Source organism: Nonomuraea sp. NPDC004354, assembly GCF_053602555.1.
Genome location: NZ_JBSGDV010000005.1, coordinates 322,462 through 336,690 on the forward strand (window position 1 = coordinate 322,462; position 14,229 = coordinate 336,690).

The window sequence follows — 14,229 nt, forward strand, 5'->3', positions numbered from 1 at the left end:
AGAGGGCGGCGGCCGTACCGGGGGCGCGACCGCCGCCCCGCCGTCGTTACGGTCTGATCTCGTACACCAGGTTGAAGGGGGTCTGCGCGGCCCTGCGGAAGCGGGTGAAGCCCGCCTGTTCGGCCAGCTCGCGGATGGCGCTCTCCCCCGCCTGGGCGCCCAGGGCGTTGCCGCCCGGCTGGGAAAGGCCGTTGGGCACGCACAGGAAGGTGGAGGCGCTGTAGTACAGCCGGCCCACGGGGGTGAAGTTGTCCTCGAGCTTGTCGCAGGCGTACGGCTCGACCAGCAGCCACGTGCCGTCGGCGGCCAGCGCCTGCCGTACCCGCCGGGCGGCGCCGAGCGGGTCGCCCATGTCGTGCAGGCAGTCCAGCGTCGTCACCAGGTCGTAGCCGGCGCCGCTGAAGGTCTGCGCGGTGGCCACCTCGAACTCCACCCGGCCGGCCAGGCCGGCCTCGGCGGCCCGCTCGCGGGCCAGCGTGATCGACTCGGTGTGGTAGTCGGAGCCGGTGACGGTGGTGCGCGGGTAGGCCTCGGCCAGCAGGATCGACGACGAGCCGAGCCCGCAGCCGACGTCGGCCACCCGGGCGCCGGCGGCCAGCTTGGCCTCGACTCCCTCCAGGGCGGGGATCCAGCTCGGGATGAGCTCGGCGACGTAGCCGGGCCGGAAGAAGGCGTCGCATCCGACGAACACGTCCTGGTCGTGCTCGTGCCAGCCGAGGCCCGCCCCGGTGCGGAACGCCTCGGTGACGCGCGGTTCGGCGCGCAGCATTCCCAGCGAGATCAGGAAGGCCGCCGGCGCGTTCGGGCCGTTCGGGTCGGCCAGGCAGTAGGCCTGCTCCTCGCTGAGGCGGAACTGTCCGGTCCGTGGTTCGTAGTCGACGTATCCGCCGGCGGCCTGGCCGCGCAGCCACTCGGTGAGGTAGCGCGGGTGGCAGCCGGTGCGTTCGGCGAACCGCTCGGGCGTGGCGGGCCCCTCGGCCAGCGCGCGGTACAGGCCGAGCCGCTGGCCGATCACGACCGAGCCGGCGGCGTCGGTGGCCGCCAGGTCGGACACGATCCGGCCCATGAACGCCGTCACCTTGTCGTGGTTCATCCCTGGTCTCCTTCCCGGCGGGCCGGCTGGTGCCGGCCTGTGAGGAAAGGTTCGGCGCGGGGGCTGTCACGGCGTTCGCACGGGCTATCTTCGTGCTAACAGGCTGAGATCTGTCCTGGTCGCGGGGGTATGCCGGCCGTGGGGAGGTGCCATGTCAGTCCGGTGCGCGCCGCTGGTGCGGGTGGAGGTGCTCGGGCCGCTGCGGCTCCTGGTCGACGGCGCCCTCGTGAAGGTTCCCGGGCCGAAGCGGCGGGCGGTGCTGGCGCTGCTGGCCCTGGCCGAGGGCCGTATCGTGACGACCGATCGCCTGGTCGACGCGCTGTGGCCGGCGCAGGTGCCCGAGTCGGGGCGTCAGGCCCTGCACAACCACATCTCCCGGCTGCGGGCTCACCTCGGCCCGGCGGCGGTCCGGCTCGAGACGCGGCAGGACGGTTACCGGCTCGACCTCGGGCCCGACGAGCTGGACGTGGCGCAGGCGCGGCAGCTGCTGGCCGCGGCGCGTGCGACGGCGCGCCAGGACGCGGACGCGGCGCTGGAGCTGCTGCGGCGGGCGCACGGGCTGTGGCGGGGGGTGCCGCTGGCCGACCTGACGGGGGTGGTGCCCATCGCCACCGCGGTCGAGGAGTACGCGCAGCTGCAGCGCGAGGTGAGCGACGCGCTGGTCGCCGCCGCGGTCGCCGCCGGGCAGGCCGACGGCGTGCTGGGTCTGGCCGCCGCCTGCTCGGCCGCTGACCCGCTGCGCGAGCCCGGCGTTCTGCTGCTCATGCGGGCGCTGGCGGCCACCGGGCAGGCGCCGCAGGCGCTGCGCGCCGGCCGGGAGTACCGGCACCGGCTCGTGGAGGAGACCGGTCTGGACCCCACGCCCGCGCTGGACGAGCTCGAGCGGGAGATCGCCGGCGGGCAGGCCGCCTGCTCGCCGGCCGGCCGGTCCGAGGCGCCGGCCGGGCCGGCCACTGCGCTGATCGGCCGCGAACGGCAGGTGGCGGCGCTGCGCCGGCTGCTGGCCGGCGAGCGGCTGGTCACCCTGGTGGGGCCCGGCGGCGTCGGCAAGACCCGGGTCGCCCTCGAGGTGGCCCGGCAGAACGGCGCGGCCACGGTGCTGCCGCTGGCGCCGCTCACCGACCCGGCCGCGCTGCCGCACGCGCTGGCGGCGGCCCTGAACCTGCAGGTCGTCCAGGGCGATGTGCTGTCGGCCTGCCTGGCGCTGCTGGGTGACCGTCCCGGCCTGCTGGTGATCGACAACTGCGAGCACCTGCTCGACGGCGTCCGGGACCTGGCCGACGTGATCCTGTCGTGCTGTCCGGGCCTGTCGGTGCTGGCCACCAGCCGCGAACCGCTCGGGCTGGCGGCCGAGTACGCCGAACGGCTGGCGCCGCTCGCGCTGCCCAGCCCCGGCGAGGATCCCGCGCGGGCCGCGTCGGTGGCGCTGTTCGTGGAGCGGGCCGGCCGGGTGCGTCCCGGGCCGCCGCCGGCGCCGGCCGAGCTGGGTACGGTCGCCGAGATCGTGTGCCGGCTCGACGGGATGCCGCTGGCCATCGAGCTGGCCGCCGGCCGGCTGTCCACCTTCTCCCTCACCGATCTGCGTGACCGCCTCGACCGCTCGCTCGACCTGCTGGGCGGCGGCAGGCCCAGCGCCGACTCCCGGCACCGGACGCTGCGGGCGACCATCGAATGGTCCTACCAGCTGCTCACGCCCGACGAGCGGCGGCTGTTCCGGCAGCTGTCGGTCTTCGCCGACGGCGTCGACCTCGAGACCGCCGAACGGCTGGCCGCCGAGCTCGGCCTGGACAGCGATCCGGGAAGCGTGCTGGCCCGCCTCGTCGACGCCTCCATGATCGAGGCCTGTTTCGGCGGCGGCACCCGGTACCGCATGCTGGAGACGCTGCGGGCCTTCGGGCTGGACCGGCTGGCGGCGGCCGGTGAGCAGGAGGCGGCCGCCGGGCGCATGCTGCGGTGGGCGGTCGAGCTGACCGCGTGGATCAGCGCCGCCATGACCACCGAGCGGGAGCCGAAGGCCGACGCCGTCCTGCGCCGCGAGATGGCGAACCTGCGGGCCGCCTGGCGGCTGGCCCGCAGCCGCGGGTCCGTGGACGAGGCCGCGGCGATGGTGGTGGCGCTGTTCGACGCGATCGCCTACCGCGATCTGCTGGAGATCCTGGACTGGGCCGAGGAACTGGCCGAGGAACTGGCCGGTGATCCGGCGCTGGCCGCGCACCCGCGTGCTGGGGCCGTGCTCGGCACGGCGGCCGAGGCGGCCTACCATCGCGGTGACTACCGCAGGGCCGACCGGCTGGCCCGCGCCGGGCTGGAGAAGGCGGCCCGCGGCACCGGGTCGTGGCACTGCCTGGTGGCGCTGTCGGCGGCCGACCTGGCCCGCGGCGCCTACGACGAGGTCGTCGAGCACGCGCTGGCCGCGGCGGTCCTGGCCGACCGGCAGCTGGAGAGCTTCGGGATCGCGGCGCTGGCCAGAGCGTACGCGGGTGACCTGGAGCAGGCGCGCAGGCTCAGCGAGCGGCAGCGGCACGGCGGCGCGGGATCGCCCACGATGGCCTCCTGGGGCGCCTACGTCACCGGGGAGATCGAGAGCAGGGCCGGCCACAGCGAGCCGGCCGAGTGGCACTACCTTCGCGCGATCGAGCTGGCCCGCGCCTCGGGCGCGACTTTCCTGGTCGGTGTCGCCACCGTCGGGCTGCTGTCGGTGCGCGCCGGCGCCGGCCGCGTCCACGAGGCGCTGGGCGGCTACCGCGAGGTCATCGCCTACTTCGCCCGCAACGGCAACTGGACGCACCTGTGGGTCACCCTGCGCAACCTCGCCGGGCTGCTGCGCTGGCTCGGCGACGACGAGCCGGCCGCGCTGATCGAGGCCGCGGCCGAGCAGGCTCCCGACGCTCCGGCGGGAATCGGCAGTCGCGGCGCCGAACCGCTGCCCGGCGCCCCCGCCGGAAGCCGTCCTTCCGGCGCCGTCCCCACCGGGGACGGCCCCACCGGCGGCCCCACCGCCGTCCCCACCGGCGGCCCCACCGGAGGCGGCCGTCGCGACGGCGACACGCATGCCTGGGCGGCCGGGGCGCCGCCGGTGCCCAACCGGGTCGCCGTTCTGGAGGTGGCGCGGCAGGCGATCGAGCGGAACCTCACCCGCTCATGAGACTCCGCTCGACGAACGCCTCGTCGCTCACCCACGCCGTGTAGAGATCGACGCCCAGGCCGGCGATGAGCCCGGCGGTCTGGCTCTCCTGCGCCGCCAGGGCGCGGACCTTGCGGGCCGCGGTCGCCGGGTCCAGCACGAGGTCGACGGCCAGCCGGTGGGCGGGCGTCATGATCGGTTGTCCCGGCGGGAAGACGCCCAGGCTCTGGTTCAGCGCGCTCCAGCGCGGTGCCCGCCGTTCGGAGAAGGTGGCGTACAGCAGCCGCGCCCCCGGCGGGGCGGCGCGGTCGAAGGCCGCGCTCGCCCAGGCCGAGACCGCCCGATGGTCGGGGTGGCCGGTGATGCCGTTCGGGCCGAAGGTCAGCACGGTGTCGGGGCCTACCTGTTCGATCAGCTCGCACAGCGGCGCGACCGCCTCCGGTTCGGGGACCGCCGCGCAGTGACCGTCGCGGTGGTCGAGCCCAGTGATGTTCGGCGACGCCGAGGATGCGCAGGCAGCGTGCCAGCTCGCCGGTGCGGGCGGCGGCCAGCCGGGGCGGCGGCCAGTCCACGTGGGCGGTGCCGCGCTCGCCGCGGGTGGCGGTCACGCACACCACGCGCGACCCGTTGTCGCGTGCCATCGCCATCAGCCCGCCGGACAGGTAGGCCTCGTCGTCTGGGTGCGCCCAGATCCCCAGGACGGTGCCCAGCCCGGCGACGACGGCCGCAGAAGAGTCGATCATGACGTGCCGGCCTTTCTGGTGTGGATCTTGTGGAGGGACAGCGCCGCGGCCAGGCACGCCACGGTCGGCAGCCACAGGCGGCCGGCGCCGGCCGTATCGACGAGGAGGCCGCCGAGCAGCGCGCCGGTGGCCGACCCGAGGTGGACCGCGCAGCTGTTGAGGGCCAGCGGCAACGGCGCGGGCCCGTCGCCCAGGCCGATCAGGCGGTGCTGCTGGGCGGGGACGAAAGCCCAGGCCGCGATCCCCCACCCGGCTGTGACGGCCAGCGCCCCGGCCGGTACGGCCGCGACGTGCGCGAGCGCCGCGAACATGACCGCCAGGGCGGTGAGCGCCGGCACGATGACCCGGCCGGCGCCGCTGCGGTCGGCCGCGCTGCCGCCCCACCACACCCCTGCCAGGCCGCCGATGCCGAACGCCGCGACGGCCGCCCCGAGCTGTCCGGGCGCGGCCGCCAGCAGCGACGGCAGGTAGGTGTACATGCCGAAGGAGGCGGTCATCACCAGGAAGGTCACGCCGAGCGCCCCGGCCACGGCCGGCGACCGCAGCGGGCGCAGCCGCTCGCGCACCGTCGCGCGTGCCGGCGGGGCGGACCCGGCCGGGGTCAGCAGCAGAGCGCCGACGGTGACCGCCGCGAGCACGGCGACCAGCCCGAACGCTGCCCGCCACGACAGCGCCGCGGCCAGCGTCACACCCAGCGGGGCGCCCGCCACCATCGCCGCCGACGTGCCGGCCAGGATCACCCCCAGTGCGCGCCCCCGGTGCGCGGCGGGGACGGCGGCCACGGCCGCCGCGCCGGCGGCAGGCACGTAGACCGACGCGGCGAGCGCGGCCGGCACCCTGACGGCCAGCAGCGCGGGGAAGGCCGGTGCCGCCGCCGCCAGCACGCTCAGCGTCCCGAACAGCGCCATCGAGCCGACCAGCACCCGCCGTGGGGGCCGCCCTCCCAGCAGGGCGCTGAGCAGCACCGCGCCGATCGCGTACGCCAGCGCGAACACCGTCACCGTCAACCCCGCGGTGCCGATCGTGACGTCGAGGTCGTGGGCGATCCCGGCGAGGAGGCCGGCCATGACGAACATGTCGGTTCCGATCGCGAACGTGCCGGCGGCGAGCGCCGCGACCGGGAGCCAGCGCTGCCGCCGCCGCCCGGGTGTGTGGGTCGTCCGGTCCAGGACCGTTGCCATCTCATCACCTCCGTGGTCCTGCTTGCGATGCTCGGAGCACGGCCTGGCACGGCACTACCGCGGCGCTGACACGGCGATAACACGGCCCTGATGCAGGCCCGCGGCGAGAGATGCCCGGCGCCGGCCGCTCACTGGTGCCGCGGCGCGGGGTCCTCGCCGGCCAGGAAGCGCGTGATCTGGGCCGCTCCGGTCCTGGCCAGCCAGGTGCGCAGGTCCATCAGGCCGGGGTGCAGCGCGCGGGTGAAGGCGACGTCGGCGCGGTAGCCGCGTTCGTTGAGCCAGGTGTAGGCGTAGGCGAACTCCTCGCCGATCTGCGCGATCACCCCGATCGGGATCTGGACGTACGGCAGCCGCCGCCCGACAGCCTCGGAGACGGCCGCGGCGAGCCGTACCGGGGTCAGCTCGTCCCCTGCCAGGTCCACCGCCCGGCCGATCCAGTCGTGCGGGTGGGCGAAGGCCATGGCGGCGAAGACGCCGACATCGTCGACGGCCATGATCTGCTGCGGCACGTCGGCCGCGAACGGGGCGGTCACGCTGCCGTCGCGCAGGTGGTAGCCGCCGGTGTAGTTCTCCATGAACGAGACCGGGCGCAGGAAGGTGGCGGGCAGGCCGAGGCGGGCGATGTGCTGTTCGACGCGCCACTTGCTCACCACGTTCTGGGGCAGCTTCTCGGTGTTGTGGCGGCCCGCTCCGGCGACCGAGGCGTACACCAGGTGCCGGACGCCGGCGGCCTGTGCCGCGTCGGCGACGTTGCGGCCCCAGCGGACCTCGTCCTCGGTGGAGAAACCGGCCGGGGTGCCCGGGGAGCCGACGGTGGGCTGCACGCCGAACAGGCCGTGCGCGCCGTCGGCCGCGGCGATGAGGGAGGCGACGTCGTCCATCTCGGCGCTCACGAGGTCGGCGCCCGCCGCCGCGAGCGCCCTGGCGCGGGCGCCTTCCGGGTCGCGGGTCACCGCGCGTACCCGCCAGCCGTCGGCCAGTAGGTGCGCCGTCACGGTACGGCCCTGCAGGCCGGTCGCCCCCACCACCACGATGGTGTTGTCCGCGGGGTTCACAGTGTTCACAGTGTTCACGATGTGGCTCCAGAAGATGGGCATGCTGAGCCGCCCCACTAAGTGGGGTGGCCCTCCGGTTATGGTCGGCTAGAATATGGAGGGCCACCCCGTTTCTGCAAGCCCCCAGGAGAACCGATGCCGTCCGAGCGGCCGATGCGCGCCGACGCGCGCCGTAACTACGACCGCCTGCTCGCCGCCGCCGCCGCGGTCGTCGCCGAACAGGGAGCCGAGGCGTCGCTGGAGGAGATCGCCCGGCGCGCGGGCGTCGGCTCGGCCACCCTGCACCGGCACTTCCCCTCCCGCCGGCGGCTGCTGGAGGCTGTCTTCCGCGACAAGGTCGAGACCCTGTGCTCCGCCGCCACCGACCTGGCCGGCGCCCCCGACCCCGAACAGGCGCTGGTCCGCTGGCTCGGCGCCGTGGCCGCGCACGCCGTGTCCAACCGGGGCCTGGCCGCCTCACTGATGGGCGGCTCCGACGACGGCGATCCCCTCGTGGGAGCCACCTGCCACACGATGATCGTCGAGGCCGGACAGGGCCTGCTGGCCAGGGCCCGGCAGGCGCGCGCCGTACGGTCCGACGTCTCGATCGTCGAGCTGCTCACCCTCGTCCACGCCATCTCCCTGGCCGCCGAGCAGCAACCCGACGGCGCGGCCCTGGCCGACCGGCTGCTCACCCTCGTTCTGGACGGCGTGCGCCCCCGGCCGGAAGGCCCGCCTCGCTGATGGCGCCGCCGGGAGGGTACCGGCTCCCCGGCGAGGCGTGACGCTCAACGGCCACCCGCCACGACGGACCGGAGAAGGATCTCGGCGGCCACCCGCCAAGCCGGCCCTGGAGAGGTGCGAGCCGCACGGGGTGGGCGACTTCACCGGCCGGGCCCGCGAGCTGGGGCCGCTGCGTGAGCCGGTGGGCAAGGCCGCACCCGACCGCGTGCGAGGGGTGCCGAAGGAGTTCGCCGTCGAACGCTCCCGGTCACCGCAAGGATCGTCGTGAACGCCTCAAGAGGGGCGGCTCAGCCGATGGCTCGCAGGGCCAGGTCGAGCAGGGCGCGGGCGTCGCCGGCCGGGCGCTGCTCGACCACGTGTTCCAGCCACAGCGCCGAGACGGTGGTGTAGAGCAGCCGCACGCGGGCGTCGGAGGCGGGCAGGCCGAGCGCGTCGGCGATGACGGCCACGCAGCCGTCGGTCCAGCGGCGGGCGATCTGTTGCAGGACGGGATCGCGTCCGGCGTGCACGTACAGCTCCCACAGCGCCAGCTGGCGCATGCGGTCGGCCGCGACGACCTCGTCGAGGACGGCTCGCGGCCCGTGGTCGGCCACCCATCGGCGGGTGGCGGCCAGCTCGACGTCGACGAGCCGGCCGAACGCCTCGGCCAGCAGCTGGTCGCGGGAGGCGAAGTAGTAGGTGGTGGCCGCCAGCGGGAGCTCGGCCCGCTGGGCGACGGCGCGATGGGTCACCGCGGCGAAACCGCCCTCGGTGAGCAGGTCGACGGCCGCCTCCAGCAGCGCGGCCCGGCGCTTTCGGGCGCGCGTCTGCTGCGGCCGGCCGGCCGCCTCAGGCATGTCCCGCTGCGCGGTCCGCGCAGGCCGTTCCGGCCGCTCGGGCCGCTGGGGCTCCTCGGGCCGCTGGGGTCGCTTGGGCTCCTCGGGCTGTTCCGGCTGCTCGGGCCGCTCGGCCGGTACGGCGGGCCCGGCCGCCCGCCCCGTCAATGGGCACCGGCCAGGTTGAGCACGACCACCCCGCCGATGATCAGCAGGATCCCCGCGACCTTGGCCAGGGTGAGACTCTCCCCCAGGAACGCGGCGCCGATGAGCGCGATGGCGGCGGTGCCCACACCGGACCAGACGGCATAGGCGGTTCCGACATCCATGTGCGCCTTCAGCACCTGGGCCAGCAGGACGAACGAGGCGACGTATCCGGCGACGACGACCAGGCTCCAGCCGAGATGGCTGAAACCGTTACTGAGTTTGAGCGCGGACGTCGCCACGACCTCTGTCGCGATCGCGCCGAAGAGCAGCAGCCAGGCCATGGGGGACCCTCCCGCAAAAACTGGTACGACCGTACCAGTTTAGCTGTGGCCTGCCACGACGCCTAGCCCCCGGATCCCGTCGCCCGGTCCGGGCGCGCAGGTCAGGGTGAGGGCGCCGGCGAGGACGGGGATCGTGACGGTACGCATGATGTCGCTTTCAGGGGGTTGGGCTCAGGCGGTCTTGACGGCGGACAGGTCGAAGTCGAGGGTGACCTTTTCCGAGATCATCACTCCGCCGGTCTCCAGGACGGCGTTGTAGGTGATGCTGAAGTCCTTGCGGTTGATCACGGTGCTGCCTTCGAAGCCGACCCGGGTCAGGCCCTGGGCGTCGACCGCGGTGCCGGTGTAGTCGAGGGGGATGGTGATCTGCCTGGTCACGCCGCGGATGGTCAGCCGGCCGGTGACCTCGAAGCTGTCGCCGCCGACGTGCTTGACCCCGGTGGACTCGAAGGTGATGGAAGGGTGGCCGGCGGCGTCCAGGAAGTCGCCGGTGCGCAGGTGGGCGTCACGCTGCTGGTTGCCGGTCTGGATCCCGGCCACGTCGAGGACCACGTGGACGCTGGAGGCGGCGGGGTCGCCGGCGTCGAGGAAGGCGGTCGCCTCCTTGACGGGGATGCTGCCGTGGACCTTGGTGACCATCGCGTGCCGGGCGACGAAGCCGAAGCGGCTGTGCGCGGGGTCGATGGTGTAGGTGCCGGTGGACGCGCTGGGATGCATGTCTCGCTCCAAGCCGATTAGTTCAGTGCTGGAAGATTCAGCAGGACGGTACATCGGCTTATTTCAGCGCGCAACTTTTGAGTACGATGGTTTTGTGACACGATGGCTCAACGACGACGAACAGCGCGCCTGGCGGGCGTTCGGGCTGGCCACCCGCCTGCTGACCGACCGCCTCGAGCGCGACCTGCATGCCGCGGCCGGCATGCCGCCCACCTACTACGAGCTCCTCGTCCTGCTCTCCGAGGCGCCCGAGCGGACCATGCGCATGAGCGAACTGGCGCACTGGACCAACTCCAAGCCGAGCCGCATCTCCCACGCGATCAACAAGCTCGAGGCGAAGGGGTGGGTGCGCAGGGAGCACTACGCCGACGACCGGCGCGGCTGGCTCACCGTCCTGACCGACGACGGCCTGGCGGCACTGCGGGCCGCGGCCCCCCGGCACGTGGCCAGCCTGCGCGAGCATCTGATCGATCTGCTCACCCCCGAGCAGCTCCGGCACCTGGGCGACATCAGCCAGGTCCTCCTCGACCATCTGACCGCCGACCCGGAGCCGGCCAAGGAAGCCGGAGCCGGCCATGGAGCGTGAGGCCGTGGCGCCGAACCTCGATCGCCGGCTACCGGGCGGGCCCCCGAGGTGCACGTCGGTGAGGAGGGCCCAGGACGTGCGGTGAGCTCAGCGCCCGGCGTCGCCGTGTGGCCAGCACTCCATGCCGGACGGTGCGATGCCAGCGGGGGGCCACAGCGTGGTGGCCTCAGGCCGGCAGCATGATGAGGCCGGCGACAAGCAGCCCGGTGACGACCAGGACCGCCACGAGCAGCGCCACCGTCCCGAACCGGCGCCGGATCAGTTTCGCGTTGTGTGCCATCGGTATTCCTTCCCTTCGAAGATGTCTGTCGTCTCGCCACGAACCGCTGTCGTGGCGCGCCCGGGCAGGCGTCACCGTTGAGGGCCGGGGCGGCCGTTCACTCCTCCTGTCCGCCGGTCAGTTCCCGCACGCGGCGCAGCAGCGCCGTCCTACGGGCATGGGCGCGCACGGCCAGCACCAGCGCCGCCGCGACGAACAGTCCCCCGACGGCCAACGCCAGGACCAGGCCGGCGCCACGCTGAACGGCGGCCGCCGCCAGCGCCGCCGTGGTCGCCAGCGAGGCGGCCAGGCCGATCCAGGCGGCGATCACCCGGTCGGTGGCGAACAGCGGCACCCGGCGCGTCAGCAGCCACCCGCCGTAACCCGTCCAGGCCAGGCAGAACACGGTGAACAGGGCGAAGGCCAGGTGGGTACGGCCGGGCAGCGGGCCCGGCTCGCTCCACCACAGCGCGGCCACGAACACCGCCCCGGCCAGCCCGGCCACCAGCGCGGTCACCGCCCGCAGACGCCTGCCCGGTGACAGCGACGGCTCCAGCCGTTCGATCATCTCCTGTGCCGACAGGCGCGGTCGCTCCTCGGTCACGGCCGGTATCCCTTCTCCTCCAGGCGGGCGCGTAGCAGGCGACGGGCGCGGTTGAGCCGGGACTTGACGGTGCCGACCGGGACCCGGCAGATCTGCGCGCAGTCCTCCACCGGCAGGTCCTCCAGGTAGAACAGCACGAGGACCTCCCGCTCCGGCACCGGCAGGCCCGACAGCAGGCTCACCAGCTCGGCCCGATCCACCACGGCCTCCACCGGGTCCTCGGCGACCGCGTCGCCGGCCGCGAGCGTCTCCTGTTCCCGGGCGTACTGGTCGCGCAGGCGGTCGGTCACCGACCGGCGGGCGATCGTGAACAGCCAGGGCGCGAACCGGGACGGCTCCCGCAGCCGGGGCAGCCCCCGGACCACGGCCAGCCAGATCTCCTGGGTCACGTCATCGGCCCGTTCGGCATCCAGCATGCGCCGCACGTAGGTCCACACCGGCATCCGCCAGCGGGCCACCAGTTCGGCCAGCGCCGCCCGCTCGCCCAGCTGCGCGCGCACCACCAGCAGCTCATCGGTCATCACGTCCTCCCGTCACCCCGAACAGTCGGGCGGCGCGCCGGTCAGGTTCACCACTTGCGCATCTTTCCGGCCATCGGGCAAGGGCGGCCGGGTCCGGGCTGCTCAGGCCGCGCGTCCTTACCGCCGCCGGGCCGGGTGCGCCGGGCGGCGTGAACCTGTCGCGGCCGTGACGGCAATCAACAGATGAGGACGCGGGACCGCCCACCGGCGCCACGCCGAGCCGTTCCGCGCGCCACGACTCGGAACCCGTTCCGCCCGTGACACGACGGGAACGGCCACACGATCACGTCGGCGGGGGCTCGGGTGAGCAGCCCCGGCCGGCCCTGCCGAAGGAGCCTCCCCATGACGGCGCCGGCCGTTGTCTTCGTGCTGCCAGGAAAACGGCACCTGCCGCTGCTGATCGCGCTGGTGCCCGCGCTCGCCCTGAGGGGGCTGGCGATGCTCGGATACCGGCCGGCGCTGTGGTTCTGGGCCGACTCCTTCACCTATCTGAAGGCGGCCGCCGCGCCCGAGCCGGGCGCGTTCCGGCCGCTGGGCTACCCGCTGTTCCTCGCCGCGCTCTCCCCCGGGCCCGGCCTGACGCTGGTCACCGCCGTCCAGCACCTGCTCGGGCTGGGTACGGCCGTGGCGGCCTACGCGCTGCTGCGGCGCCGGGGGCTGCCCGGGTGGGGCGCGACCGCGCTGGTGGCGCCGTTGATGTACGACGAGTTCCTGATCCTGCTGGAACACATGATCATGGCGGACTCCCTGTTCGTGGTGCTGACCACGGGCGGGATCCTGGTGCTGCTGCGGCGGCAGCTCACCCCGGCGGCCGCGGCGGCAGGGGGCGCCCTGCTGGCCCTGGCCACGCTCACCAGGACCATCGGGGCCGTGGTGCTCGTCCTGGCGGCCGGCCACCTGCTGTGGCACCGCCACAGGTGGCGGGTCTGGAGCCGTTTCGTGCTGGCGGGCGCGGTGCCGTTGCTGGCGTACGCGACCTGGATGGGCGCCACGAGCGGCACCTTCGGCCTGACCAGGGCCGACGGCCAGTTCCTGTGGGCCAGGACGACCACGTTCGCCGACTGCGCCGTGATCCGCCCCGAACCCCGCCTGGCCCCGCTGTGCCCCCGCATACCGGTGGCCGCCAGGCCGGCGCCGCCGTTCTGGCTGTGGGCTCCGTGGTCGCCGATCAGGGCGGTGCGCGCCGACCGGAACGCGCTCGCCGGCCGGTTCGCCAGGGCCGCCATCCTGGCCCAGCCGGGCGACTACCTGGCCGCCGCCGGCGCCGACCTGCGGTGGCTGTTGCGCTGGGAACGCACCACCGAACGGGACCCGTCCGTCAGGCGGACCAACCCGTACTGGTTCCCCTTCGAGGCGCGGCCCTTGCGGGAGTCGGTGCGGGCCGTCGCCGAGTCGTACGAGAAAGGCCCGGCCGCCACCAGGATCGCCGAGCCGTACGCGGGCTGGCTGCGCGCCTACCAGCGTTTCGGCTACCTGCCGTTCCCGCTGCTCGTGCTCGTCCTGGCCGCCGCGCTGGTCCTGGCGGTCGTACGGCGGCGCGGTGAGGCGCTGCTTCCCGGCCTGGCCGCCGTGGCGCTGGTCCTGCTACCGCCGTTCGCGGTCGGCTACGACGTTCGCTACGTGGTCCCGGCCATCCCGCTGACCTGCCTGGCCCTGGGCCTGGCCGTCACGCGCGGGCCGCGCGGGCAGGACGACGGCGGGGTGAGCCGGACACCGCGGGCCCGCCCGCGGGTCTCCTGCGCCGGTGGAGCGCGATCAGGGTGACCGTCTCGGGGCCGCCGGACCGGGGTGGCCGGGGTTCAGGCGTCGGCGCGTCGTCCGTCCTCGGTCCCGAAGCCGTCGAGCGACTCGCGCTCCTCCAGGGTGCGCAGTTCCTGGAACAGCGTGATGTGCAGGCCGCCCGGCGTGTCGAGCCTGGAGTTCAGCGACTGCCACGGCGTGACGGTGGGCGGCGCGACCTGCTCGGCGCCGGCCGCGACCAGCTCGTCGGTGGTGGCTCGGGCATCGTCGACCTCGAAGGCGACCCGGATCTTCGGCGCCACCTGACGACCCACCTCGACGTCGTCGATCATCTTCTTCTGCGCGGGATTGGCGATCTCCAGCGTGGCCTGGCCCGCATCGAGGATCGCCACGCGGGCGCCGTCGCCGCTGGAGAAGGCGGCCTGCTCGGGCAGGCCCAGAACGTCCCGGTAGAAGGCCAGGGCGGCCTCGTAGTCCTCGGCCTCGACGACCAGGCGCAGCTGGCGGACGGCGGGCGGCCTGCGGTTCCCTGCATCGTGGGGCGCGGTCATATGGGATCTCCTCGTCCGAGACGCTGATG

The 14,229-nt window shown here is 74.4% G+C and carries 15 protein-coding genes and 1 pseudogene; 5 read left to right on the forward strand and 11 right to left on the reverse strand.

Annotated elements, in window-relative coordinates; translation table 11 throughout:
- Positions 1–46 precede the first annotated feature (46 nt).
- Positions 47–1,093 carry a methyltransferase domain-containing protein gene (locus ACWENQ_RS18795; RefSeq protein ID WP_452415330.1) on the reverse strand — a complete coding sequence of 349 codons (1,047 nt, stop codon included), beginning with the start codon at positions 1,091–1,093 and terminating at the stop codon, positions 47–49.
- Between the two features lie 151 nt (positions 1,094–1,244).
- Here ACWENQ_RS18795 and ACWENQ_RS18800 point away from each other — a divergent pair, with 151 nt between their 5' ends.
- The gene (locus ACWENQ_RS18800) at positions 1,245–4,238 is read left to right on the forward strand and encodes a BTAD domain-containing putative transcriptional regulator (RefSeq protein ID WP_452415331.1); all 2,994 of its coding nucleotides are present in this window, start codon (positions 1,245–1,247) and stop codon (positions 4,236–4,238) included.
- On the opposite strand, the gene ACWENQ_RS18805 is transcribed toward ACWENQ_RS18800, so the two are convergent.
- The 4 genes and pseudogenes from ACWENQ_RS18805 to ACWENQ_RS18820 form a co-directional block, all read right to left on the reverse strand.
- Positions 4,225–4,707, reverse strand: a complete 483-nt coding sequence (locus tag ACWENQ_RS18805) for a PIG-L deacetylase family protein (RefSeq protein ID WP_452415474.1) — start codon at positions 4,705–4,707, stop codon at positions 4,225–4,227. The two genes, ACWENQ_RS18800 and ACWENQ_RS18805, sit on opposite strands and share 14 nt — an antisense overlap.
- Before the next feature lie 40 nt (positions 4,708–4,747).
- Positions 4,748–4,960, reverse strand: a pseudogene (locus ACWENQ_RS18810) (PIG-L deacetylase family protein); the annotation flags it as partial.
- Positions 4,957–6,141: an MFS transporter gene (locus ACWENQ_RS18815; protein ID WP_452415332.1), complete on the reverse strand. Its 1,185-nt coding sequence runs from the start codon at positions 6,139–6,141 to the stop codon at positions 4,957–4,959. The pseudogene ACWENQ_RS18810 and the gene ACWENQ_RS18815, both read right to left, overlap by 4 nt.
- A 128-nt stretch (positions 6,142–6,269) precedes the next feature.
- Positions 6,270–7,205: an NmrA/HSCARG family protein gene (locus ACWENQ_RS18820; protein ID WP_354918542.1), complete on the reverse strand. Its 936-nt coding sequence runs from the start codon at positions 7,203–7,205 to the stop codon at positions 6,270–6,272.
- A 126-nt stretch (positions 7,206–7,331) separates the two neighbouring features.
- On the opposite strand from ACWENQ_RS18820, the gene ACWENQ_RS18825 reads away from it, so the two are divergent.
- Both ACWENQ_RS18825 and ACWENQ_RS18830 read left to right on the forward strand, forming a co-directional pair.
- On the forward strand, positions 7,332–7,919 hold the full coding sequence (locus tag ACWENQ_RS18825; RefSeq protein WP_452415334.1) for a TetR/AcrR family transcriptional regulator: 588 nt from the start codon (positions 7,332–7,334) through the stop codon (positions 7,917–7,919).
- A gap of 130 nt (positions 7,920–8,049) precedes the next feature.
- A complete protein-coding gene (locus ACWENQ_RS18830) occupies positions 8,050–8,187 on the forward strand; it encodes a hypothetical protein (protein WP_452415335.1) in 138 nt (45 codons plus the stop codon).
- Between the two features lie 19 nt (positions 8,188–8,206).
- On the opposite strand, the gene ACWENQ_RS18835 is transcribed toward ACWENQ_RS18830, so the two are convergent.
- The 3 genes from ACWENQ_RS18835 to ACWENQ_RS18845 all read right to left on the reverse strand — a co-directional run bounded on the left by ACWENQ_RS18835 (position 8,207) and on the right by ACWENQ_RS18845 (position 9,939).
- Positions 8,207–8,902 carry a TetR family transcriptional regulator gene (locus tag ACWENQ_RS18835; protein WP_452415337.1) on the reverse strand — a complete coding sequence of 232 codons (696 nt, stop codon included), beginning with the start codon at positions 8,900–8,902 and terminating at the stop codon, positions 8,207–8,209.
- Positions 8,899–9,222: a DMT family transporter gene (locus ACWENQ_RS18840; RefSeq protein ID WP_354918551.1), complete on the reverse strand. Its 324-nt coding sequence runs from the start codon at positions 9,220–9,222 to the stop codon at positions 8,899–8,901. Before ACWENQ_RS18840 ends, ACWENQ_RS18835 begins: the two co-directional genes overlap by 4 nt.
- 171 nt (positions 9,223–9,393) lie before the next feature.
- Positions 9,394–9,939 (reverse strand): YceI family protein, encoded by a 546-nt coding sequence (locus tag ACWENQ_RS18845; protein ID WP_452415339.1) that lies wholly within the window; start codon positions 9,937–9,939, stop codon positions 9,394–9,396.
- A 94-nt stretch (positions 9,940–10,033) separates the two neighbouring features.
- Between ACWENQ_RS18845 and ACWENQ_RS18850 the strand changes: the two genes are divergently transcribed.
- Positions 10,034–10,525: a MarR family winged helix-turn-helix transcriptional regulator gene (locus ACWENQ_RS18850; RefSeq protein WP_452415340.1), complete on the forward strand. Its 492-nt coding sequence runs from the start codon at positions 10,034–10,036 to the stop codon at positions 10,523–10,525.
- Positions 10,526–10,902: 377 nt separating this feature from the next.
- Here ACWENQ_RS18850 and ACWENQ_RS18855 read toward each other — a convergent pair whose 3' ends face one another.
- Complete coding sequence (locus tag ACWENQ_RS18855) at positions 10,903–11,388, reverse strand: hypothetical protein (RefSeq protein WP_449922269.1); 486 nt, start codon at positions 11,386–11,388, stop codon at positions 10,903–10,905.
- Positions 11,385–11,909 (reverse strand): RNA polymerase sigma factor, encoded by a 525-nt coding sequence (locus tag ACWENQ_RS18860; RefSeq protein ID WP_452415341.1) that lies wholly within the window; start codon positions 11,907–11,909, stop codon positions 11,385–11,387. The genes ACWENQ_RS18855 and ACWENQ_RS18860 overlap by 4 nt, the downstream gene beginning before the upstream one ends.
- A gap of 342 nt (positions 11,910–12,251) precedes the next feature.
- Between ACWENQ_RS18860 and ACWENQ_RS18865 the strand changes: the two genes are divergently transcribed.
- Entirely contained in the window at positions 12,252–13,673 is a 1,422-nt protein-coding gene (locus ACWENQ_RS18865) for a hypothetical protein (protein ID WP_452415343.1), read from the forward strand.
- A 35-nt stretch (positions 13,674–13,708) separates the two neighbouring features.
- Here the strand turns inward: ACWENQ_RS18865 and ACWENQ_RS18870 are convergent, their stop codons facing one another.
- The gene (locus ACWENQ_RS18870; RefSeq protein WP_354918568.1) at positions 13,709–14,200 is read right to left on the reverse strand and encodes a VOC family protein; all 492 of its coding nucleotides are present in this window, start codon (positions 14,198–14,200) and stop codon (positions 13,709–13,711) included.
- Positions 14,201–14,229: the final 29 nt, after the last annotated feature.

Bases quoted from the DNA above. Each gene is read 5' to 3' on its own strand.
- ACWENQ_RS18865 (WP_452415343.1), top strand. From the start codon at position 12,252: ATGACGGCGCCGGCCGTTGTCTTCGTGCTGCCAGGAAAACGGCACCTG.
- ACWENQ_RS18870 (WP_354918568.1), bottom strand. From the start codon at position 14,200: ATGACCGCGCCCCACGATGCAGGGAACCGCAGGCCGCCCGCCGTCCGC.
- ACWENQ_RS18825 (WP_452415334.1), top strand. From the start codon at position 7,332: ATGCCGTCCGAGCGGCCGATGCGCGCCGACGCGCGCCGTAACTACGAC.
- ACWENQ_RS18840 (WP_354918551.1), bottom strand. From the start codon at position 9,222: ATGGCCTGGCTGCTGCTCTTCGGCGCGATCGCGACAGAGGTCGTGGCG.
- ACWENQ_RS18800 (WP_452415331.1), top strand. From the start codon at position 1,245: ATGTCAGTCCGGTGCGCGCCGCTGGTGCGGGTGGAGGTGCTCGGGCCG.
- ACWENQ_RS18815 (WP_452415332.1), bottom strand. From the start codon at position 6,141: ATGGCAACGGTCCTGGACCGGACGACCCACACACCCGGGCGGCGGCGG.
- ACWENQ_RS18795 (WP_452415330.1), bottom strand. From the start codon at position 1,093: ATGAACCACGACAAGGTGACGGCGTTCATGGGCCGGATCGTGTCCGAC.
- ACWENQ_RS18845 (WP_452415339.1), bottom strand. From the start codon at position 9,939: ATGCATCCCAGCGCGTCCACCGGCACCTACACCATCGACCCCGCGCAC.
- ACWENQ_RS18860 (WP_452415341.1), bottom strand. From the start codon at position 11,909: ATGACCGATGAGCTGCTGGTGGTGCGCGCGCAGCTGGGCGAGCGGGCG.